Source organism: Gordonia sp. (in: high G+C Gram-positive bacteria) (genome assembly GCF_012515855.1).
Classification (GTDB): domain Bacteria; phylum Actinomycetota; class Actinomycetes; order Mycobacteriales; family Mycobacteriaceae; genus Gordonia.
Genome location: NZ_JAAYXO010000193.1, coordinates 1 through 22,242 on the forward strand (window position 1 = coordinate 1; position 22,242 = coordinate 22,242).

General features: G+C 66.2%; 21 protein-coding genes, 1 tRNA gene and 2 pseudogenes. 16 read left to right on the plus strand and 8 right to left on the minus strand.

Annotated elements, in window-relative coordinates; genetic code table 11:
• A pseudogene (locus tag GX543_RS13815) lies at positions 1–1,076 on the minus strand (hypothetical protein); the annotation flags it as partial.
• A gap of 143 nt (positions 1,077–1,219) precedes the next feature.
• Here GX543_RS13815 and GX543_RS13820 point away from each other — a divergent pair.
• From GX543_RS13820 to GX543_RS13840, 5 genes are all read left to right on the plus strand, one after another.
• Entirely contained in the window at positions 1,220–2,416 is a 1,197-nt protein-coding gene (locus GX543_RS13820; RefSeq protein WP_290852674.1) for a histidine kinase, read from the plus strand.
• Positions 2,413–3,054, plus strand: a complete 642-nt coding sequence (locus GX543_RS13825; RefSeq protein ID WP_290852676.1) for a response regulator transcription factor — start codon at positions 2,413–2,415, stop codon at positions 3,052–3,054. Before GX543_RS13820 ends, GX543_RS13825 begins: the two co-directional genes overlap by 4 nt.
• Positions 3,055–3,163: 109 nt before the next feature.
• Positions 3,164–3,928: an ABC transporter ATP-binding protein gene (locus GX543_RS13830; RefSeq protein WP_290852678.1), complete on the plus strand. Its 765-nt coding sequence runs from the start codon at positions 3,164–3,166 to the stop codon at positions 3,926–3,928.
• 8 nt (positions 3,929–3,936) lie between these two features.
• Positions 3,937–5,307, plus strand: a complete 1,371-nt coding sequence (locus GX543_RS13835) for an FtsX-like permease family protein (protein ID WP_290852701.1) — start codon at positions 3,937–3,939, stop codon at positions 5,305–5,307.
• Between the two features lie 90 nt (positions 5,308–5,397).
• Positions 5,398–6,549, plus strand: coding sequence for an FAD-dependent oxidoreductase (locus GX543_RS13840; RefSeq protein WP_290852680.1), 1,152 nt, complete (start codon positions 5,398–5,400; stop codon positions 6,547–6,549).
• On the opposite strand, the gene GX543_RS13845 is transcribed toward GX543_RS13840, so the two are convergent.
• Complete coding sequence (locus GX543_RS13845) at positions 6,546–7,055, minus strand: FBP domain-containing protein (RefSeq protein ID WP_290852682.1); 510 nt, start codon at positions 7,053–7,055, stop codon at positions 6,546–6,548. The genes GX543_RS13840 and GX543_RS13845 overlap by 4 nt on opposite strands.
• A gap of 298 nt (positions 7,056–7,353) precedes the next feature.
• Here GX543_RS13845 and GX543_RS13850 point away from each other — a divergent pair, with 298 nt between their 5' ends.
• Entirely contained in the window at positions 7,354–7,953 is a 600-nt protein-coding gene (locus tag GX543_RS13850; protein ID WP_290852684.1) for an HdeD family acid-resistance protein, read from the plus strand.
• A 99-nt stretch (positions 7,954–8,052) separates the two neighbouring features.
• Positions 8,053–8,520, plus strand: coding sequence for an SRPBCC family protein (locus GX543_RS13855; protein ID WP_290852685.1), 468 nt, complete (start codon positions 8,053–8,055; stop codon positions 8,518–8,520).
• 14 nt (positions 8,521–8,534) lie between these two features.
• On the opposite strand, the gene GX543_RS13860 is transcribed toward GX543_RS13855, so the two are convergent.
• A complete protein-coding gene (locus GX543_RS13860) occupies positions 8,535–9,218 on the minus strand; it encodes a PAS and ANTAR domain-containing protein (RefSeq protein WP_290852686.1) in 684 nt (227 codons plus the stop codon).
• Positions 9,219–9,340: 122 nt separating this feature from the next.
• Between GX543_RS13860 and GX543_RS13865 the strand changes: the two genes are divergently transcribed.
• Positions 9,341–9,982 carry a response regulator transcription factor gene (locus GX543_RS13865; protein WP_290852687.1) on the plus strand — a complete coding sequence of 214 codons (642 nt, stop codon included), beginning with the start codon at positions 9,341–9,343 and terminating at the stop codon, positions 9,980–9,982.
• A 45-nt stretch (positions 9,983–10,027) separates the two neighbouring features.
• Here the strand turns inward: GX543_RS13865 and GX543_RS13870 are convergent, their stop codons facing one another.
• The 4 genes from GX543_RS13870 to GX543_RS13885 form a co-directional block, all read right to left on the minus strand.
• A complete protein-coding gene (locus GX543_RS13870; protein ID WP_290852688.1) occupies positions 10,028–11,380 on the minus strand; it encodes a hypothetical protein in 1,353 nt (450 codons plus the stop codon).
• A gap of 252 nt (positions 11,381–11,632) precedes the next feature.
• A tRNA-Asn gene (locus GX543_RS13875) sits at positions 11,633–11,704 on the minus strand.
• Positions 11,705–11,765: 61 nt separating this feature from the next.
• The gene (locus GX543_RS13880; RefSeq protein WP_290852689.1) at positions 11,766–12,479 is read right to left on the minus strand and encodes a GntR family transcriptional regulator; all 714 of its coding nucleotides are present in this window, start codon (positions 12,477–12,479) and stop codon (positions 11,766–11,768) included.
• Positions 12,469–13,608, minus strand: coding sequence for an acyl-CoA dehydrogenase family protein (locus GX543_RS13885; protein WP_290852690.1), 1,140 nt, complete (start codon positions 13,606–13,608; stop codon positions 12,469–12,471). Before GX543_RS13885 ends, GX543_RS13880 begins: the two co-directional genes overlap by 11 nt.
• Before the next feature lie 129 nt (positions 13,609–13,737).
• Between GX543_RS13885 and GX543_RS13890 the strand changes: the two genes are divergently transcribed.
• Positions 13,738–14,436 carry a hypothetical protein gene (locus tag GX543_RS13890; RefSeq protein WP_290852692.1) on the plus strand — a complete coding sequence of 233 codons (699 nt, stop codon included), beginning with the start codon at positions 13,738–13,740 and terminating at the stop codon, positions 14,434–14,436.
• Here the strand turns inward: GX543_RS13890 and GX543_RS13895 are convergent.
• Entirely contained in the window at positions 14,381–15,613 is a 1,233-nt protein-coding gene (locus GX543_RS13895; RefSeq protein ID WP_290852693.1) for a TetR/AcrR family transcriptional regulator, read from the minus strand. The genes GX543_RS13890 and GX543_RS13895 overlap by 56 nt on opposite strands.
• A gap of 176 nt (positions 15,614–15,789) precedes the next feature.
• Here GX543_RS13895 and GX543_RS13900 point away from each other — a divergent pair, with 176 nt between their 5' ends.
• From GX543_RS13900 to GX543_RS13930, 7 genes and pseudogenes are all read left to right on the plus strand, one after another.
• Positions 15,790–16,587: an enoyl-CoA hydratase-related protein gene (locus tag GX543_RS13900; RefSeq protein WP_290852694.1), complete on the plus strand. Its 798-nt coding sequence runs from the start codon at positions 15,790–15,792 to the stop codon at positions 16,585–16,587.
• Positions 16,588–16,666: 79 nt separating this feature from the next.
• Entirely contained in the window at positions 16,667–18,265 is a 1,599-nt protein-coding gene (gene fadD5, locus GX543_RS13905; RefSeq protein WP_290852695.1) for a fatty-acid--CoA ligase FadD5, read from the plus strand.
• A gap of 123 nt (positions 18,266–18,388) precedes the next feature.
• Positions 18,389–19,519: an NDMA-dependent alcohol dehydrogenase gene (locus tag GX543_RS13910; RefSeq protein ID WP_290852697.1), complete on the plus strand. Its 1,131-nt coding sequence runs from the start codon at positions 18,389–18,391 to the stop codon at positions 19,517–19,519.
• A gap of 119 nt (positions 19,520–19,638) precedes the next feature.
• Positions 19,639–20,541, plus strand: coding sequence for a hypothetical protein (locus tag GX543_RS13915; protein ID WP_290852698.1), 903 nt, complete (start codon positions 19,639–19,641; stop codon positions 20,539–20,541).
• Between the two features lie 23 nt (positions 20,542–20,564).
• Positions 20,565–21,398, plus strand: coding sequence for a serine hydrolase (locus GX543_RS13920; RefSeq protein WP_290852699.1), 834 nt, complete (start codon positions 20,565–20,567; stop codon positions 21,396–21,398).
• Entirely contained in the window at positions 21,391–21,774 is a 384-nt protein-coding gene (locus GX543_RS13925) for a hypothetical protein (protein ID WP_290852700.1), read from the plus strand. The genes GX543_RS13920 and GX543_RS13925 overlap by 8 nt, the downstream gene beginning before the upstream one ends.
• 154 nt (positions 21,775–21,928) lie before the next feature.
• A pseudogene (locus GX543_RS13930) lies at positions 21,929–22,242 on the plus strand (hypothetical protein); the annotation flags it as partial.

Sequence of the window (22,242 nt, forward strand, 5' to 3'; positions counted from 1 at the left end):
GTGATGGGGATCGAGATCGTCAGGTCGAACGGGTCGGTGGCACCGAGGATCGCGGGAATCGCGAGGTCGGCCGTCGGGGCCGCGGCCCACCAGCCCGTCGAGGCGCCGAGGAAGTTGTACTTGCCGCTGCCCTGCGGAACCCAGACGGTGGCGCTGGGGAGTTCCTGGCCGCCGAGCAGATCGCTGAGATTGACGTTCGACGGGTCGAGAGAAGTGCCGAGGATGTCGTTGATGCTGGTGTCGAGACCGGGAATCGCGCCGAGATCGATGCCGGGAAAGAGATCGGGCAACAGGTCGAGGAGCGGCTCGTCGAGCGCCGGCACGGTCGTGAGGTCGAGGATGAGCTCGGCCGGGGTCTGCAGGAAGTTGTTCTGAATCTTGGTCTCGCCCGAGGCGATCGGTCCCCACGCGAAGTCGCTGTTGAACTGGCTGTGGGTAAACTCGAGCCCCTTGATGAGATCGCCGAGCGGAGGCAGGGGAGCGTTGCCGATCAGGTCGCCCAGCGTCACGTCCGACAGTCCGGGGAGCGCGGGGAGGCCGGGAACGAACGAGCCGATCCCGAGACCGAGGAGGCCGTCGATCAGATCGGCAGCGTTGGTGACCAGCGCCTGTCCGGGCATGCTCTGGGGCAGCAACGACTGCACGTCGATGGTCTGCCCGCCCGGGAGCACGATGCTGGGGATCAATCCCGGCGTGGTGGTCCAGGGGAAGTCCATGTCGAACATGTCGCGGAGGGCCGCGGTGATGGCGGTGATGTCCCTGAGATCGGTGAGATCGTCCTTGCGGAACTCGCTGTTGATGATCGGCAGCAGTCCGCCGGTCTGCCCGGCGATCGGGTTCCAGATCCCGTTGTTGCCCTGATTGGTGGCGTTCAGGAAGTTGTCGAGAGCGTGCGAGAGGTCGCTGGTCACCTGGCCGTGGTCGGGGGCCGCGGCGTTCGCGATGCCCGGACTGGTAAGCGCGATGCTCGCGGTCGCGGCCAGGGCCCCGACGGTCGTCGCGGCGCGGGCCGCTTTGGTCCGTTTGATGGAACGGCGGTGGATGCCCATGGTCGTCTCCCAAACACTCTGCGCCACATGTGATGTGGACCTCACGAAATATGCGTCGCAAGCATATGTCATTTCTGAGAGAAACCTAAGTTATGTGACGAATGCTCCGGTTCTGGTTGGTGAATCCGGCTGTTCGGGCTATGGCCGCGGCGACGTGGCACGGTAGGGGAATGATGATGATCGGCAAGCATCGTGTCGTCGACCCGCTCGCTTTCCCTGGGCTGTCGCGGCGGTCGGCGATCGGCGACGCTGTGGTCGGTCTGCTCTCGACCGTCTTCATGGTCGGGGCATCGGCCGGTCTGGGCGCGACTGCGACGGTCGTGAGCGCGTTGGTCGGCGTGGCGGTCATGGTGCGACGTTCGGCGCCGTCGCTGATGATGCTGTTGGCACTGGTGTCGGCGCTGATTCAGGTGATCACCTTCGACGTCGCTCCGGGGCCGAGCCTGCTGTACGCGGTGCTCTATTACACGACGGGCAATCACCCGGACTTCCGCGTCCGCCGGACGGCGCTGGTGGTCGCCCTGGTCGGATCATTGCTTGCGGCCTGGGTGTACTTGCGGGCACCCGGCGTCGACGAGGTCACGACGGGCAGGAGCCTGTCGGACTACGTGATCACCTTCATCGGCATCGCGGTGCTCCTGGTCGGCGGTTGGACGGTCGGCTTCATCCGCAGGCAACGGCAGAGCGTTGAGCAGGCTCGCATCGCCGAGCAGATCTCCGAACTGGAGCGGCGTCGGCTCCTGGACCTCTACGACGAGCAGGCGCAGCGCTCGAGCCTGGCCCGCGACATGCACGACCTGGTCGCGCATTCGCTCGCGGTGGTCGTGGCACAGGCCGAAGGCGCCCGGTTGATCCTCGACGTCGATCCGGACGAAGCGAAACTGGCCCTCGGCACGATCGCCGACACCGCGCGCGAGGCGCTGGCCGACGTGCGCGGCGTACTGGAGGAGCTCCGATCCACCGAGTCGACCGCCGACCATGCCCGGACCGACCGCGATCAGCTGTACGCGCGCATGCGGGCGGCCGGCATGACCCTGCAGTCCACCCAGGTGGGCGACGAGGACGCGGCGTCGCCGCTGGCCGTCCGGGTCGCCTTCGCGGTGCTCACCGAGGCGTTGACCAACGCCCTCAAGTACGGCGACCTCGCGCGCACGGTCGATGTGCAGCAGGACTGGACCGACGGGTGCCGACTGACCGTGCACAACGCCAGGTCCGACAGTCCGCTCGCTCCGGGCGGGGCGGGACACGGGATCCGAGGCATGGTGGAGCGCGCCGAACTGACCGGCGGTACGCTGACCAGCGCTGCCACCGACGACGGCTGGCAAGTTGAACTGCTGATTCCCGCACGCCCGGAAGGATTCTCATGATCCGCGTCGCGTTGGTCGACGACCAACCGCTGTTCCGAGGCGGGATCGCCATGATCTTGTCGAGCCAGACCGACGTTGAAGTGGTGGCGCAGGAATCGTCGGCGCTGAACCTGGCGCAGATGGTTCGCGACGCTGCCCCGGACCTCATTCTGATGGACGTTCGCATGCCGGGGATCGACGGCATCACGGCGACGAGGCAACTCCTCGCCGAGTTCGGCGACGCCGCGCCGAAGGTCTTGGTATTGACGACCTTCGACGTCGACGAGGCCGCCGCACGGGCCATCGAAGCGGGCGCGAGCGGCTTCGTGCTCAAGGACGCCCAGCCGGATTTCCTGCTCGCGTCCGTGCGGGCGGTAGTGGACGGCGGGCAGGTGGTCGCGGCGTCGGCCACGCGACAGTTGTTCGAGCGGCACGGGGTGCGCGGCTCGGAGCCGGGGCCGGAGTACGGCGCGCTGACGTCCCGTGAGCGCGAGATTCTGCAGCAGGCCGCGAAAGGGCTGTCGAACGCGGAGATCGCAGCGGCCGAGTTCCTCTCGGAGGCGACGGTCAAGACGCATATCTCCCGCGTGCTCGCCAAACTGGCGCTGCGCGACCGGGTACAACTCGTGGTGTACGCGTACGAGCACGGTCTGGTCTGAGGCTCGCCCTACATCGCAGGGATGACGCTCAGACCAGTCGTCCGACGTACGTCGATTCCGACTCCAGGCCGACGCGTAAGGCATGGTCGGAGCCATAGCGTTTCTAGACATGAACGCAATTGAGCAGACCAGCAGACCCGCCGTCGTGATGCGCCACGTGACGCGCAGTTACGGTGATCCCGGAAACCCCGTCCACGCCCTGCGCGATGTGTCGGTGGAGATTCGCCGTCGTGAGTTCACCGCGATCATGGGGCCGTCGGGCTCGGGCAAATCGACGTTGATGAACGTGATGGCGGGCCTGGACGAGGTGACGTCCGGACAGATCTGGTTGGGCGAGACGCCGATCGTCGGGTTGAGCGACACCGCGCGAACCATTCTGCGCCGCACCGGGATCGGATTCGTGTTCCAAGCGTTCAACCTGATTCCGACGTTGACCGCGGACGAGAACATCCGACTGCCGTTCGTCCTTGCCGGGCGGAAGCCGACCGCCGAGCAGCAGGCGTGGATCGCCCATCTCGTCGGTTCGCTGGGGCTGCGCGACCGGCTCGACCATCTACCCGCGCAGTTGTCCGGCGGCCAGCAGCAGCGCGTCGCGATCGTCCGGGCGCTCGCGGGCAAGCCGACCATCATCCTGGCCGACGAGCCGACCGGAGCCCTCGACACCCGGACCAGTCGCGAGGTGCTGACGCTGCTGACCACGGCCGCACGTGAGTACGGGCAGGGAATCGCGATGGTGACGCACGATCCGGTCGCGGCGTCGTACGCCGACCGGATCCTGGTGTTGGCCGACGGCAGGATTGTCGGCGAGTACCGCGGACTGGATCCGCGCCAGATCTCCGACCTCCTCATCAACCTGCAGGGGGCCGCGGCATGACCGGGAACATGAAGGCGACCGATTACCGGCTGACGGTCGGTTCGCTGCGTGAGCTCTCGACCGTCGGTGTGGTGTGCGCGTTGTCGGCGGCGTACGCGGGAATCCTCCTGACCGCCAGTGACTTCATCGGCCGGGCCGGGGATCGGACCGATGGCGGAATGAGCGTCCTGCTTGGAGCCGTCTCCTCGGTCTTCATCCTGATCGCGCTCTTCGTGGCCGCGGTGGTGATCAGCAACGGCGTCGACACGGTGATCGCGGGGCGTTCGCGCCAGCTCGCGCTGCTTCGTCTGGTCGGGGCGAGCTCGCAGCAACTGCGGTCCAGCCTCACCCGCGGCGTCGCGAAGACGGCCGTCGTCGGTGCCGCGGCCGGCACGGTGATCGGCGTGGCGATCGCCGACATCGCGCGGGTGGCGATGGTCTCGCGCGGCGTGCTCCCCGACATCCGCTACAGCTACCTGCCACCGATCACCGTGGTGGCCGCGGCGATCGTGGTGGGTGTCGCGGTGATTGCGACGCTGATCGGTTCGCGCAAGACGTTGTCAGGTGCGCCGGTGCTCGGCGCGACGAACTCGTTCCGGTGGCTGAAGAATCTGGCGGCCGTCACGCTGGCAGGTTTCGGTGCGCTGCTGCTGATGGCGGCGGCGGTCCTCGGGGAGCGCGGCGAGGTGGCCGGCTTCTTCGTGGCGTTCTTCGGAGCGGCGCTGACAGCCGTCGGGCTGTTGGTCGGCGCGCAGTCTGTGGTGCCTGCGATGGTGGCCGGCCTGGGTCGACTGCTCGGTGGGAGCCCGCAGGCATTGCTGGCGAGAAAGAACGCCGTCGCCGACAAGGCACGGACCACCCGGTCGACTATCGGCCTGTTCATCGGCGTCACGCTGATCGTGACGGTGGTCGCGGGCATGACCTCGCTGACCGAATCGCTGGATCGGTGGGACATGAGTCCGGAGGAGCTCGAGGAGAACCGCCAGGTGATGACGATGATGACCTGGGTGCTGGTCGGCTTGATCGTGATCTCGGTGATCATCGCCGCCGTCGGCTTCGTCTCGACCATGTCGCTGACCGTGATCGGGCGAACGCGCGAGATCGGGATGCTGCGGGCGATGGGCTTCACCGCCAAGCAGGTACAAAGCACCATCACCCTTGAGTCCGTGGCACTCTCGGGCACCGCGGTACTCGGCGGCTTGCTCCTCGGCACCCTGTTCGGCGCCGTCGGCAGCCAGTCGCTGATCGGCGCGATGACGCCCGGCTTCCCGGTCGGACTGCCGCTCGGCGCCCTTGCGGCGATCGTCCTCGGGACGGCCGCGCTGGTGGTCGTGGCCTCACTGCCGCCCAGTCGGCGAGCGGTGTCGGTGGCACCGGTCGACGCACTGGCGGTCGCGTAGGGACGGGTACGACGCGACACCCCGCAATCGGCACTCACGTGTGACGGAGCAGATTCGCGTGGAACATTGCGGCGGGTCTGCGGGTTGCTCATGAACATGGACGTTGTGGGAAGTGCGGCGGCGGAGATCCTGACCGGTGAGCCGTCGGAGGTGATCGATCGTCGCGTGCTGGTGATCGGCGCCGGACAGGCAGGTCTGTCGGCGGCGTACTACCTTCAGCGCGAAGGGCTGATCGCGGGGGAGGACTTCGAGGTGCTCGATGCGAACCCCACCCCGGGCGGTGCGTGGAGTCACCGCTGGGATGCCCTGACCTTCAGCCTGGTGAACGGCGTCTACGACCTTCCCGGCTCGCGGTTGCCGGAGGCCGACCCCGATGAGCCGGCGCGCGAAGTGGTGAAGCGGTACTACGGCGGGTACGAGCAGGAGCGAGGGCTGCGCGTCGCCCGCCCCTGGCGCGTGACATCGGTGGAGCGTGACGCCGACCAACGCTTCCTGGTCCGCGCCGAACGCCCCGACGGAGGGGTCCGCACGTACCGGGCGGGTGCCGTCATCAGCGGCACCGGAACCTGGGACCACCCCTACGTTCCCTGGTACCCGGGCCGTTTCGACGGCCGCCAACTGACCACCCGAGACTTTCCGGAGCCGAGCGATTTCGCCGGGCAGCGGGTCCTCGTGGTCGGCGGTGGGATCTCCGCTGTCGAGTTCGTCCTTCTTCTCCACGAGGCCGGCGCGACGCCGATCTGGTCGACGCGGACCCCGCCGCGGTGGCGCGACATTCCGTTCGACACCGACTGGGGACGCGCGGTGGAGGAGTCCGTCGCCGAGCGGACCCGAGCGGGACTGCGACCGCTCAGCGTGGTCGCCGCGACGGGACTGCCACGCACCTCGCGCTTCGCGCCGCTGATCGACGACGGTGTGCTCGCCTCGCGCGGGCCGATCGGCAGACTCGTCACCGACGGTGTCGAATTCGCCGACGGATCAAGGGAATCGGTCGACGCCATCATCTGGGCCACGGGATTCCGAGCGTCGATCGGGCATCTCGCAGGTCTCGGCATTCGCGAGCGCACAGGTGGCGTGCTGATGGCCGACGACGACGTCAGCGTCGTCAAAGCCCCCGGCCTGTTCCTGGTCGGCTACGGCCGGAGCGCTTCGACGCTCGGCGCCACGCGGGCTGGTCGTCGTGCGGCGAAAGCCGCCGCCGACGCGACCGCGGACGCCGAACTCGTCGAGGCTGTCGGCTAGTCCGCTGCTGTCTGGTCCTCGGTCGACAGCACTTCGGCGATGAACGACGACACGCGGTGACGCAGGCCCGCCAGTTGCTCTGCGCGGATGGCATCCAGATCGGTGCCCTTGTGATACGCGGGCGGCAGCTTGCGCGCGTGCTTGGAGCAGTTGAAGCCGGAGCACACCAGCGTGCCCAGGGTGTCGCCGCGCCTGCCCTGGGCCCCGCCACGTTTGGCCGTGTACATCACGGCCTCCTCGGTGAGTTCGACGTCGCGGCACCACGCACACATGGCACGCCGCGACGGCTTCGCGTCGGCCCGATTCAGGATGAGCGCGACGAGGCCGTCGCCGTGCTCCATCGCGATGTAGGCGCGCCGCGGCATCTTGCGGTCGCGCCAGCCGTAGTACTCGAGGCGAGAGAAGTCGACATCGTCGAACTCGAGCGGGAACGTGACCTTCTTCAACTCGCTGCGGGTGGCGCCGTGGAAGGCGTCGAGGATCTGCTGCTGGGTGTACTGCTTCATGACTGAGACCAATCAGTTTGGGACGCATCAAGACTGCGCCAAAGGAATGTGAGGATGGCCGATCCGGTGGATCGGCTGCGAGGCGCGGTCATCTGCCTGTGGCGCGGTGAGCGCCGGAAGTCCCCTGCATTCGTGACGTCATGATCCCTCCACGCTAGCGCACGTCGGAGACAGCGCGGCGGGCGTCACCTGCGCACGATACGATTCTCCTGTTCCGATCGATTCGTCGGGTTCCGTGCAACCGTCCGGTATCGCCGGGTCGATCCTGTAGCAATCGACATGAAAGGTCGATCACTTCATGACAATCAATGACCCCTTGTCTTCGGCGGCGCGGGACGCGATCACCGACATCGCTCACCGCACGTGGAAGAGCCTGCTCGGCATCGGTATCGCGTCGGTGATCCTCGGCGTGATCGTGCTGCTGTGGCCCGTCGCGACGCTGCTCGTCGTCGCCATTCTGTTCGGCATCTACCTGCTGGTCTCGGGTGTCTTTCAGATTGCGTCGACCTTCGGCGTGACCCACGCGCACGGCTGGTGGCGCTTCCTGTCGTTCGTCTCAGGCGCGATCTCGATCCTGCTCGCCTTCGTCGCGTTCCGGAACATCGAGAGCGCCGTGATCCTGCTGGCTCTCTGGGTCGGCATCGGCTGGATCTTCCGCGGCGTCGCGGAGCTGGCGGTGTTCATGGACTCGGCCAGCGGACTTCCCGGTCGCGGCTGGGGCATCTTCACCGGCATCATCACCGTCATCGCCGGCGGCGTGCTGATCATCTGGCCGATCTCGTCGGTCGAGACCCTGACCTGGGTCTCCGGCTTCATGCTGGTGGTCGTGGGCCTGGTCGAGGTCGTCAATGCGTTCGCGCTGCGCTCGAAGGTCAACTCGGCGGCCGCAGGCGTCTAAGAGCTCGTCTGCCCCGAAGCGGGGCCGAGCCGACGAATGAGTCGGTTCGGCCCCGCTTTGTTGGTTGCGAGGTGTTCGGACCTTAGGCACGTTGGAGACATGAGCGATCAAACGAGTGTCACAGTGGAACGAATCATCGAAGCATCGGTCGATCGAGTCTTCGCCGTGCTGAGCAACCCCGAGCGGCATCAGTCGCTCGACGGCTCCGGCTTCATTCGGGGCGTCGACCACGCCGACCGGATTCAGAAGGTCGGCCAGGTCTTCACGATGAACATGGAGGGGCCGCACATGGGCGGCGAGTACCAGACCGACAATCACGTGTCCGGGTACGCGAAGGACAAGCTGCTGGCTTGGAAGACTGCACCCGCGGGAACCGAGCCGCCCGGTTGGGAGTGGCTGTGGGAACTCGAGTCCCAGGGGCCGGACAGCACGCTGGTGCGGCACACCTACGACTGGTCGAAGGTCACTGACAAGGATCTTCTGCAGCAGGTCGGCTTCCCGCTGATCACCGAGCAGCAACTCGAGGACACACTGTCCCGCCTGGCGGCGGAGGCAGCGACTCTCTGACGGTCGCGCGGCATTCAGTGGGCGGCGGCCTCGTGGGCGGTGAGCAGGATCCGGTCCAAGCTTGATCGTGCTCGCGACGGTACGTCGACGTCGACGAGTCGGGTTTCGATAGCTGCGGCCAGGGCGTACAGCTTGATGTTCGTCTCCTGCGAGCGCCAGACCAGCAGATCGAAGGCCTGCTGCTCATCGATCCGGTAGGCGAGCATCAGTGCGCCCTTGACGCGTTCGATCGTCGCCCGCCGTCGCACCATCTCGTCGATGTCCATGTGCACCCGATTGGTTCGGCCGCGCCGCCCGACGCTGCCGCCCGAATCTGCGACGTAATAGCCGAAGGTGCCAAGGCGCTTGCCGTCCGGGCTGTGCAGGATATCGGCGATCACGACGACGGGGACCACTGTGCCCTTCACATCGACGATGCGATGCTGACTGCTGAATGGTTCCCCCGCATTGCGGACCCGATCGATCAACGCGGCGACGCGCTCCTTGTCCTCGGGATGCTTGTGCTTCAGCAACAGATCGGTCGTCGGAATCACCGAAGCCGCCGAGTCGTACCCGTGAAGGCGAGCGAGTTGATCGGACCACTCCCACCGATCCTCGTCTCGGTGGTACCAGAAGCGGCCTATGTTGAACGGTATCTCGGTGGTCGTCGGTCGGCTGGTGAGGGAGATCGGCCCGGCGTCGGCCCGGGTGTTCTGCACAGCTGTTGTCCTTTGTCGTCGGGGATAGACAGGCCCGTTCAATGGCGTGCTGTCGACGCTATCGACCGACCGGGCGAATTAATTCACCCCTAGGGGTGTGTTCACGGGAGATACGGTTAGGTATGAGACCTATTCGCGTAGCGCTCCTCGACGACTACGACGTGGTTGTTCGAGGTTTGGCGACGATGCTCCGGCGGTATTCCGATCGGGTGCGCGTCGAGGCGCTGTCGACTAGCGACGAGGTCGGGGCTGACGTGGACATCGCGCTCTACGACTCGTTCGCCAATCCTCCGGTGGACCGCGACCTCATCACCTCGCTCACCAGAAACGGTCGTGTGCGGAAGGTCGTGGTGTACACCTGGGAGGTCTCGGAGGAGAATCTGTCGGCGGTACTCGCCTGCGGTGCCGACGCCATGCTGTCGAAGAAGCTTCCGGCGTCGGAGTTGGTCGATGCGCTGGAACAGATTCACGCCGCCGGCGAGTCGCCCACGGTCTTCCGAGGAGCGCCCGCGACGGCGGTGTCCAGTACCGGAGACTGGCCCGGGCGTGAGGAAGGCCTGACTCAACGCGAGGCCGAGGTACTGGCACTCATCACGCAGGGCTGGAGCAACGCGGACATCGTGGACCGGACCGGTCTGTCCATCAACTCGGTCAAGACCTACATCAGGACCTGCTACCGGCGCATCGGCGTGAGCACTCGAGCGCAAGCCGTGCTGTGGGGAGTGCAGCACGGCTTCGTGCCCGACGTCGTGCGCGGGGACTGACGTCAGGCCGGCAGATTGGTGCCGCATCTGTTGCGCACGTGCGGTTCACCGAGCGGTACAGATGTCAATTGCGTTGGCCGCGTCGAATCCCTGACCTTTGGAGGGAAAATAGTAGACGATTTTCGTGTATGCACGCTTGCCGCTGCACATCCCCGGCGCGAAAGCCGCGACTATGCCGGGGGTATTCGACTCTTTGTAGATTCCTGACTTGTCTGGCGGCTGATAGGTGCCCACGCCTGTTCCCGTGGCGCGATCCGAACCCCAGTCGGTCCAAGAAATTCCCGTCATGATGCTCGTCGACGAGGCCCCACCGAGGTCGATGGCACTCGGTTGCGCATTGCCATAGCCGCGACCGTTCGACTGAACTGACCCCAGAACGATACCTTCGCCGCTCGTGCCTGTCGTCGGCGCCGACCGTCCGGGGCCTTCGAAGGTCTCGACGCGCTCGTTGGACAGGAACACGCCTGAGCCGGTCTTGGTGTTCCACAGAGTCAGGCCGTTCTCCTCGGAGGCAACAACCCAGTCCTGGAAGTAGTACTGCTTGCCGTACTCGACGCGTGGGACCTGGTAGCCGTCGTTCGCGGGCTGGTTCATCCAACCCGTGGTGCCGGTTGTGGCGACGGGCTGGCCGACTCGATCGCCGACGAGTTGGAACAGCCACTTGCCCTTGGTGCTCCCGCCGACCTTCTCGGTGCCCAGTGGACTACTCGCTCTGTTGAACTTCCGGACTCCGCACTGTCCCTGCTTGCCGCCGCTGCCTGCTTCTTGGAAGTCGCAGCCGATACCTCCGGTCGGGGTCAGCAAGTGCGCGGAGCTCACTTTGCCGTAGCGGCTCACATAGGTAGGTAGTGGAATGGCGCCGGGCGGTCGAGGTCCGCCGGCATCGACGTACGCGCCATCGACTGGTGCGGTCGGTCCGGATTCGGGTGTCGGTTCCGGCTGTTGGTGCGGTGGCTGCGCGGGTGCTGTCGGCTGCTCACTCGATGCGGTCGACGCTGCGGCATTCGCCGGCTGATCTTCGCCGCCGTCGCGAAGCATCACCGCGGCGAACACGCCTACCGCAATCACCAACAGCACCGCCACCGTCGCGAGAACGGGCACGGGCACCCCGGAGCTCGCAGACGCGGGGGCGAGCGTCGCTTCAGGCGTCGCTTGTACGTGCGATGCGACCATCCGGTCGAGCGCTGCAGGATCCAGCGGCGGTGCGCTGAGGTCGGCCAGACGTGCATCGTATTGCGCGCGCAGCGTCGGGTCGGAGAGGATCGCCCGGGCGGTCTCGATCTGGTGCCGGGCCGCGATGTCGGCACCCTGAAGACGATCGGTCAGCGTGCGCCACACGTCGTCCGGATGCGTTCGGCGGTCGAGGCCGAATACCTTGTAGAGATCGATATGCGCCACTTTCGTCCCCCTGTGTCATGTCCGCTCTGCGGAATTCCCCTCCAGGCCATATTGCCTGTGGAATGCTGGATCTACCAATGCTGTCGCCGCGGGGATCGTGCGTCCGAATGATCAGTGGTGATCGTGGTCGGCGTGCGTTGATCTCGATACCTGACGGGTCTCGCTGCGCTCGACTGCGTCTACTCGATCGCCTGGGGGAGACGGGCGGCACAAAGCAGAAAACCCGCTGCGATTGCAGCGGGTTTCTACTTGCTCCCCCAATTGGATTCGAACCAATAACCGCTCGATTAACAGTCGAGTGCTCTGCCGTTGAGCTATGGGGGATTGCTTGGGGCGAACGAGAACAGACTCTACCCATGGATTCCTGAGAGCGCAAAACGGCTGGTCAGGAGTCGGAAACGGGGTTGCTCTCAGCGTCGTCCCAGATGCCGGTCTGCGACAGGTGCTTGATGAGGCGGTCGGCGCCGTCGGTGAACTCGCGGCGGATGCAGTCGGCGGCGGCTTCAGCATCGCCTGCGCGGTAGGCGGCGATCAGTTCGTCGTGGCGGTCGGCGGTCACCAGTCCCCAGTCGGGGTCGGAGGCGTACATCTCGTGCGGGGTGTAGCGGGTGGTGTTCTGCAGCATCCAGGCGAGCTTGGCGCTGTCGGAGAACTGGTTGTGCGCGCGGTGGAACTCGAACTCGGCCTGCGTGAGCGCGGCACTGTCGCCGGTCCGGACGGCGTCGCGGAACTGCGCGTTGGCCCATGCGAGATCGTCGATCTGCGCCGGAGTGATGACGGCCGCGGTGCGCCGCGCGATGCGCGCAGCGGTCTCGCCTTGGAGCCAGAAGAGGTCGTCGACGTCGGTGCGGGTCAGTCGAGCGACCTCGTAACCCCGATGCGGGGCGAGGAGCACCATGCCCTCGCCCCGCAACGTGAGTAGTGCCTCGCGAACCGGGGTCACGCTGACCCCGAGTTCGACGGCGGTCTCGTCGATGCGGATCCGGTCGCCGGGGAGCACCTCGGCGGTCATGATCTTGTGCCGGATGGTCGACGCGACCTCCTCGGACAGCTGCGGTCGTCGCCGCTGCCGGTCCGTGGTCGAGGAATCAGAGGCCATAGGTCTTTCCGATGATGTCGCGCTGGATCTCGTTGGTGCCGCCGAAAACGGTCGAGATGATCGCGCCGCGCATGAGGCGCTCGGCGTCGAACTCCGTGGCGTAACCGTATCCGCCCATCATCTGCATGCCGTCGATGGTCATCGCCTTGCTGGTCTCGGTGGCCTTCAGCTTCACCATCGAGGCCTCGCGCGGCATCATCTTCTCCGGATGGGCGTCCGCGGCGCGGGCGACGGAGTAGACGAGCTCGCGGGTGCAGGCGATCTCGGTGGCGTGATCGGCCATGCGGTGGCGCAGCGCCTGGAACGAGCCGATCGGGCGACCGAACTGCTTGCGGTCCTTGATGAAGGCGAGCGTGTCGTCGAACGAGCGCTGGGCCAGGCCGAGCTGCATGGCGGCGAGGATCAGGCGCTCGGTGTTGAGGCCCGACATCAGCTGGCGCCAGCCCTGGCCAACCTCGCCGACGACGGCGGAGTCGGGGACGAAGCAGTCGGTGAAGTAGAGGTCGTTGACCTCGCGGCCACCGAGGGTGTCGATGCCGCTGATGACCAGGCCGGGCGTGTCGGCGGGGACGTGGAACTGGGTGAGGCCCTCGTGCTTGCCGCCGGAGCGGTCGGTGCGGGCGATCAACAGGATCGACTTCGAGAAATGGGCGTTGGAGCACCAAGTCTTCTGACCATTGATCTTCCAGCCGCCGTCGACCTTCTCCGCACGACAGGTCAGGGCGCCGACGTCGGAGCCGGCCTCCGGCTCGGACATCGAGATGGACAGTGAGTCGCCCTCCACGACACCCGCGAGGACCTCCTTGCGCATCTGCTCGTTCGCGAACTTGGCGTAGGCGGCGGCCGTGATGAGGGTCGGGCCGACGGCGCCGATGGGGGCCTGGTTGCGCACTGCCTCCTCGAGGAAGATGCACATCTCCACGTTGCCTGCGCCCGCGCCGCCGAACTCCTCGGCGACGTTGATGCCGGCCCAACCGAGCTGCGCCATCTTGCGGTAGAGCTCGTCCGAGTGGGCGTCGGCGCCGTTGTTGGTCAGGGCGTCACGCTTAGCGCGGGTGCCGACCTCGCGCTCGCAGAAGTCGGTGACGGCCTGCGCGAACGCAGTCTGCTCGGGGGTGAACTCAACCATGGGGTGCTCCTTGAAATCGCGGAAGTCGTGAAACAGATCCCTATCTTGGTACCACATATATGTAATGGCATAAGATGTGATCTACCGCACAGCAAGACTGTGGGGCGGAACCCACTAGAGTGATTGCCCATGGCCAATGGCAGGGAAGACGGGGAGGCGACCGGCGCGGATGCGTCGGCCGTGTCGGACCGCGAGGAGCTTCTGGTGAAGAACCGGGAACGACGAGCTCAGATCCGCGCGGAGGAGAAATCGGCAGTCAAGCGCCGCGAGAGCGGCGACGCGGAGGGCGACGAGGAAGCAGCGGTTGAGGACAGTTCCGACGGTGCGGTGGTGATGCCGTCGAGCAAGGTCGTCATGGTGCTGAGCGCGGCCGTTGTGGTCCTGGCGATCGCCGTGGCCGTCCTCGGCTACCTCTACGCGACGAGCGGTTCCAACGATGATGCCGACGCCCAGCAGCAGGCGATCAACGACGCGAAGACCTACGCGACCTCTGTCCTCACGTATTCGGCAGGCGATTACGCAGACCTGGACAAGCGAATTCGCGAGATCGCCACCCCCGAGTTCGCTGACCGCTACATCGCTTCGTCGCAGAAGGCGCGCGAGGGCAACGATGAGGCGAAGGCTGCGGGGTCGGCCGAGGCGAAAGAGGCCGGACTGGTCTCACTCTCCGACACAACCGCCGTGGTGCTCGTCGCGATCGATCAGAACGTGAAGACCCCGTTGGTTCCCGCGGTGGGGCCGGATGGCATGGACTACCAGTCGCGGGTCAAGATCACGCTGACGCGGGACGGCGACGACTGGAAGCTGTCGGATCTGTCGGTGGTGTAGGACTGCGCAGGATCGCCGCCGCAATCGCTCCGACGGTCTCGGCGTCTGCGTCCGGGTGCCCCACGGTGACGTCGGTGCAGGCGTTCAGTGCTGCGTGAATGATGAAACGCGCTGCCATCGGAGACGTCTCGGGTCGGACGCGTTGAAACCAGGTGGCCCATTCGTCGACGTTGAGGCGTTGTTGCCGGCGTAGCGCTCGGCGCTCGGTGGGGTCGAGCGTGCTCATGTCGCGCAGATAGACGGTCATGATGTCGGGGTCGGAGACGCACAGGCCCGCGTACTGGCGTGCCAGGGCGTCCAAGGCCTCATCCGGCGTGGTGGCCTGCGACAGCGCGCTCGAGATGGCCGACGTCGTCCGCTCGGATCCGCGCCACAGTGCCGCGACCAGGATGGCGGTCTTCGAGGGGAAGTGGCGGTAGACGCCCGACGGGGGCAGGTCGACGGCGCCGCCGATCTGTTCCATCGTCACCTCGTGAAAGCCGTGCTCGGCGAACAGTCTGATCGATTCGGTCAGAATGGCTTCGCGCTTGCCTAGCGGCGCGAGGCCTGCCGGATCATCGGCCGCCGCATCCTCGGGCAGTTCCAGGTCGAGGATCGCGTCGGCAGAGTTGCAGAGCAGGTCGACGGCCGCTCGACGCGCCAGTTTCACACGGTGCGTCACCGGACTGGCGATGATCGACAAGATCGCTGTCACCAGAATCGACGCGCCGGTTTCGGAAAGGGTGGGTCGGAACGCTCGCAGCAGTGAGATCAACCGGTTGCGCGACTGGGCCCGCAGCGCCGCGAGCTGGCGGCGGTCCTCGCCCTGGAGTATCCGGGGTTCGCGCCGGTAGATGTTGCCGGTGTCGCGGCTGTCGTAGGCGATGCCCGCGGCCGCGCGCAGGATCGCGCGCAGTTCGGCTCGCGGATCGTCGTCGGGTGGGACGTCGGCGATGGCCGCGGCGAGCCCCTGCGCCCGGCTCAGCAGGGCGGCGGCGAAGAGCTCGTACTTGCCGGAGAAGTGACGGTAGAGCGCCGGGGCGGAGATCCCCGCTTCGTCGGCGATCTCACTCAGATGGCTCGCGTGGAATCCGGTTTGGGCGAAGCTGCGGGCTGCGGCCAGAAGGATGACGTCGCGGCGATCTGCCGGCCGCTTTCGTGGCCGAGCGGTGGATGCTGTTCGGCCCCCAGAAGTCATGGTCGTCAATGCTAGATGAATCTCCGTCGAGATTCAGGCGCAATTGGATTATCTTAATACCTGCAGTTCAGGCGTCTTTACGGGGCAGAAATGTTAATCAGAATTCGCATGACGCAAGTCACTTTCGGTGATACGGTTGGTGGCGATTGTGACAAACCCGTCATGCGAGGAGAGCAATGATCAGCGAGCTGGACTGTGTCGACGGAGTGTGGGGAAGCGTCGACGACGACGGCATCGCCCGCCTCGAGATCGATCGGCCCAAGCAGATGAACGCTCTGGACGGGCCGGCATCGGCGCGAGTGATGGCGCTCTGCACGGAGTGGGCCGCGCGCGACGACGTCCGCGTGGTGATCCTCTCCGGCCGCGGTGGTTCGTTCAGCACCGGCGCGGACGTCGCAGGAATGGCGACGAGTTCGGCGTCGGCGGGCGGCTTCGGGGTGGACGCATCCCGGGCGATCATCGAGAACGGCTCCAACCTCGTCCGCGCGATCCGCGGACTGCCGATGCCGGTGGTCGCCGCGCTCGACGGTCCGGCGGTGGGCATCGGCGCGTCGATGGCGGTGGCGGCCGACCTCATCTACGCGACCAGTCGGAGCTACTTTCTGCTCGCCTTCGTCAACATCGGCCTGATGCCGGACGGCGGAGCCACCTCGATCTTCACCGCGGCGGTCGGCCGTGCCCGCGCCAACGCGATGGCGTTGCTCGGCGAGAAGCTCTCGGCCGCCGATGCCTACGACGCCGGTCTCATCAATGCGTACGTCGACGACCCCGCGGGGCTCGGCGCCGTTGTCGACCGTGTCGCCAAGCGGCTCGCCCGGTCGTCGTCGCAGGCGTTGGCCCTGACCAAGAAGGCGCTCGACGAGCACTCGCTCCAGGGTTTCGAGACCTCGCTCGATCGTGAGATCGCCGGGCAGACCGAACTCTTGCAGTCCCCGCAATTCCAGGCGGCGTTGGCGGCCTTCGCCAATCGCTGACCCGCTCGACCTTCAACCCCTCGACCTGCACCCACTCGATCTGCACCATGCCGGACCGGAACCTCACACAGGAGATGACATGACCGAAACCTTGGGATTCACCCTCACCGACGAGCCGCTGCGTTCGCGCCGCAATCACTGGAACAATCAGGTTCGACGACACGCGGCCGACAACCCGGACGGCCACGCGCTTCGCTTCCTCGGGCAGGCCACCACGTGGAAGCAGCTCGACGAGCGCACTCACGCGCTGGCGGCGTCGCTGCTGCGCCGGGGTGTCGGCTTCGGCGACCGGATCCTGGTGTTGATGCTGAACCGAACCGAGTACGTCGAGTTGACGCTGGCGGCCAATCTGATCGGCGCCATTCCGGTCCCGGTGAACATTCGGATGGCTCCGGCAGAGATCGCTTTCCTGGTGTCGGACTCGGGCGCCCGGGTCGTCGTCACCGAGACCATGCTGGCTCCGCTGGCCGATGCCGTCGCGCAGATCACCGGCGCCGTCGACACGATCATCACCGTCGGAGACCGTGCCAACGATGCGCACCTGTCGTACGAGGATCTGGTCGCCGAAGCGGGGGAGCCGCTGCCGGAGATCGACATCCCGGAGGAGACGGTCGCGCTCATCATGTACACGTCGGGTACCACGGGCAAGCCGAAGGGCTCGATGCTGACGCACCAGAATCTGCAGGCGCAGGGAGTCACCTGCATCCAGGCGCTGCAGACCACGAGCGACGATGTCGCGTCGTGCGTTGCGCCGATGTTCCACATCGCTGCGCTCGGTGCGATGACGCCCACCTTCTACATGGGCGCGACCACGGTGATTCACCCCCTCGGAAACTTCGACCCCAACCAGATGCTCGACACTCTCGAGGCCGAGGGGACCACCTCGATCTTCCTGGTGCCTGCCCAGTGGCAGGCGGTGTGTGCAGCGCAGCAGGCCAAGCCGCGCGACCTGAAGCTCCGGGTGATCAGCTGGGGCGCCGCTCCGGCGTCGGACACGGTGCTCAACGCGATGAACGAGACCTTCCCCGACGCGCTCAATGTCGCGGTGTTCGGGCAGACGGAGATGTCGCCGATCACCTGCGTCCTCGAGGGTAAGGACGCGCTGCGCAAGCTCGGCTCCATCGGCAAGGTGGTCCCGTGCGTGACCGCGCGCGTGGTCGACGCCGCCATGAACGACGTGGCCCCCGGTGAGGTCGGCGAGATCGTCTACCGCGGCCCCACCTTGATGGCCGGCTACTGGCAGAATCCGCAGGGCACCGCCGATGCCTTCGCCGGCGGTTGGTTCCACTCCGGAGACCTGGTCCGGCAGGACGAGGAGGGCTTCCTGTACGTGGTCGACCGTGCCAAGGACATGATCATCTCCGGCGGCGAGAACATCTACTGCGCCGAGGTGGAGAACGCGCTGTTCGGGCATCCGAAGATCGCCGAAGCCGCCATCATCGGTCGCGCGCACGAGAAGTGGGGCGAGGTTCCGGTCGCGGTGGCGGTACTGGCCGAAGGCGTCGACGACCTCACGCTCGAGGAGATGGAGCCCTACCTCAATGAGAATCTCGCACGATTCAAGCACCCGAAGGACCTGGTGATCGTCGACGAGCTGCCGCGCAATGCCGGCGGCAAGGTGGTGAAGCCCCAGCTCCGGGAGGCGTACGGCAGCAAGGACGCCGGCCTCGCGCACTGAGAACTGGAACGTGTTTCATTTTTGGTGAAAAGTGACTACGCTCGCTAGCGGAAGCGGCCACGGCCGCACGTCACTTTTCGGGTGCGGGCTTGCCGCAACAGGATTCGAATAGAGGTAGAGACTGTGAAGACCAAGGGCGCTATTCTCCGGGAACTCAATACGCCGTGGCAGATCGAAGAGATCGAGATCGGTGATCCGAAGGCGCACGAGATCAAGATCCGCATGGAAGCGGCGGGCATGTGCCACTCGGATCATCACCTGATGACCGGCGGCATCCCGATGGGCGGCTTCCCGATCCTCGGTGGACACGAGGGCGCGGGCGTCGTCGAGGCCCTCGGTGAGGGCGTCACCGACTTCGAGGTCGGCGACCACGTGGTCCTGTCGTTCATCCCGTCGTGCGGCAAGTGCAAGTCGTGCAAGGCCGGCGTCGCCAACCTGTGCGACTTCGGCGCCATGCTGCTGCAGGGTGAAGCGGTCTCCGACCACACCTTCCGGATCCACACCGCCGACGGTCAGCCCGTCTACCCGATGACCCTGCTCGGCACCTTCAGCCCGTACATGGTGGTCCACGAGGCCTCCGCGGTGAAGATCGACAAGGACATCCCGTTCGAGGTCGCGGCGCTGTGCGGTTGCGGCATCCCGACCGGCTACGGATCGTCGACCCGCAGCGGCGACGTCCGCCCGGGCGAGGACGTCGCGATCATCGGCGTCGGCGGCGTCGGCACCGCGGCGCTGCAGGGTGCCGTGATCGCGGGCGCTCGCAACGTCTTCGCCATCGACCCGGTGGAGTGGAAGCGCGAGCAGGCACTGAAGTTCGGCGCCACCCACGTGTTCGCCTCCGTCGAGGAAGCGATGAACGAGATCGGCAACGCCACCGAATGGGGCATGTGCCAGAAGGTCGTCGTCACCGTCGGTGAGGTCTTCGGCAAGGACGTCGACACCTGGCTCAGCATCACCGCCAAGAACGGCACCTGCGTCCTGACCGGCATGGGCAACATGATGGAGAACCAGGTGACCCTGAACCTGGCGATGCTGACCCTGCTGCAGAAGAACTTGCAGGGCAGCATCTTCGGTGGCGCCAACCCGAAGCTCGACATCCCGAACCTGCTGTCGATGTACAAGATCGGCAAGCTGAAGATCGAGGAGATGATCACCCGCCAGTACAGCCTCGACCAGATCAACGAGGGTTACCAGGACATGCTGGAGGGCCGGAACATCCGCGGCGTCATCCGCTACACCGACGCCGATCGGTAAATAGTCCCGCCGGAGAAGGCCCGTCGACGCGCCCGCGTCGGCGGGCCTTCGCCGTGGCATTAGTATTTGACGAAGTTTCGCATCGGGGCCATTCCGGCCATCGTTCACCAAGGGGAGTCATGGCGGAGAAGAAGAGTGCACGCGCCAAGCGCGGCGCAGAGATGGCCGAGCAGCAGACTGTGACGGGCGGTCGGTTCCAGGCATCGGCCGAAGCGAAGTCGACGGCGCTGATGTTGCGGATCGTGGCCGGTGTGCTGTGGGCGATCGCGATCGGTGGCGAGGCCTTCACCATCTTCTGGGTCCTGCGGCAGGACCCGATCCTCCTGTGGCTGCTGATCGTGATGATCGTGGCGATCGGCGCGTTCGCGCTCGGCGGGTCGTTCCTCTGGAAGAAGTCGAACCGGTACGACCCGGCGTCGGAGAAGGACAAGTTCCGCTTCTTCGTCCAGAACCAGCTCGGCGTGATCATCACGATCATCGCCTTCTTGCCGCTGATCGTCATGATCCTGATGAACAAGGACCTGGACGGCAAGCAGAAGGGCATCGCGGGCGCGGTAGCGATCGTCGTCGCGATCCTGGTGGGCGTGGCCAGCGCCGACTTCAATCCGCCGTCGGTGGAGCAGTACAGCGTCGAGACCAACGTCGTGGAGCAACTGACCGGTTTCAACGAGGTCTACTACACCAAGGGCGGATCGGTGTTCCACGTGTGCGCCGACGTCCCCGACCTCAAGCGCTCCAAGGAGATCCTGAGCGGGACGGTCGAGGAGGCGCACGCGCAGAACAAGGACCGCCTCACCAAGAAGTGGGTCTCGGAGGCCATCAACAACTGCGGCATCTCGGTGGAGCAGGTGGATCAGGTCCTGGCCGGTGTCGAAGGCGTCACCACCACGCTCGACGACGACCAGTTCGTCACGGGCGAGGACGGCTCGATCGCGGTGAACTCCGATGTCGACAAGTCGCCGAAGACGTCGGCGACCCAGGCCCCGGAGAAGGAGTCGGCAGAGCCGCAGCCCGTGGGCTGACATCGGCAGTAGGCTCGACAACTGTGAGATCTCTGCTTGCGCTTTCGGATTGGCCCGTCGACCACGTTGCGGCCGCAGTGCTGACCGCGGATGGCGTCGTCGGCGCCCACGGTGACACCGCCCGCGTCTACGAGTTGGCTTCGGTGACGAAGCTGCTCGTGGCGCAGGCGGTGTTGGTCGCCGTGGAGGAGGGCGCCGTGGACCTCAACACGGCGGCCGGACCGCCCGGCGCGACGCTGGCGCACTTGCTGTCGCACGCGTCGGGCATCGCGTTCGACACCAGGGACGCGGTGGCAGGGGTGGCCGAGCAGCGGATCTACTCCAGCGCGGGCTTCGAGGTCCTCGCCGAGCTGGTAGAAGGGGAGGCAGGCATCGCCTTCGACGACTACCTGCGCGAAGCGGTCTGCGAACCGCTCGGGATGTCGTCCACCGAGTTGGCGGGGTCCGCCGGGCACGGTGCGCGATCGAGCGTCGACGACCTCGCCGCCTTCGCCGCAGATCAACTGGCGCCGCGCCTGGTGTCGCCGGAGCTCGCCGCGCAGGCGTCGACGGTGCAGTTTCCCGGTCTCGACGGATTCGTCCCCGGCTACGGCAAGCACCGGCCGAACGACTGGGGACTCGGATTCGAGATCCGCGGAGAAAAGAGCCCGCACTGGACGGCCCCGGGACATTCGCCGCGCACCTACGGTCACTTCGGTCAGGCGGGCACGTTCCTCTGGGTGGATCCGGATCTGCGCGCCGCGGCGGTCGTGCTGACGGATCGGTCGTTCGGCGCCTGGGCCAAGCCGCTCTGGAGTGAGTTCAATCAGCAGCTCGTCGACGAGCTCTCCGCGGCGCCGGACGTGGGTCGTGCGTGAGCTGACCACCGACGAGTTCGGGATCCTGCTGTCGCTGTTCGCCGTTCTGCTGCTTGCGTTCTCCGCGGACTTCCACTTCTCGCGCAAGACGATTGCTCGCCATCGTGTCCAGGCGATCGTCTTCGTCAGCATCAACCTGTTGGGCGAGCTGGCTACGGTGGTCGCGATGATGCTGACCTGGGTCGCGCTGTGGAGCCCGTCGGCGTGGGAACGGATCAACGATCTGCTGGTGCTGGTGCCCGGATCGATAGCGATCGTGTGTGCCGTGACCTTGACGCTGGAGTCGGTCTACATGCGCGTGTCGTCGATCGTCGCAGGTGCGCGGATCGTGCCGCTGGCGGCGGACGATGATGACGACGACGGCGAGGATTCTTAGCGGAGAAGTCGCGCATAGCGGACCGGTCGGGATCGGCCGACGGGTACGGTCGGACCCAGGACACGGCGGAATCTCCAAAGAGGTGTCGCCGGGTGCTTGCGACGGCCCGCGGCTAGCCGTGTTCCCGCTTGAGTACTCACAGGGAGGCATGTCCGTGGCACGTCACGATTATCCGACTACCAAAGAGCTCCTCGAACTGGGGGCGCCGCGTCAGCATGCGGTGACGATCTATGCGCACGCAACGACCGCGCAGATCGACCTCGCCAAGACCACCGTCAAGAGTGCGATGGACCGCGCCCTCCGCACCTTGCGCGCCAACGGCGCCAATCATCCGCTCGAAGCCGCGTTCCACGACCAGGTCGCGAAGGTCCTGGCGGATGAAGGGTGGCAACGGCTCTCACGGTCGGTGGCGATCTTCGTGACGCCCGACGAGTACGAGATGTTCGTGCTCCCGAACGATCTTGAGAA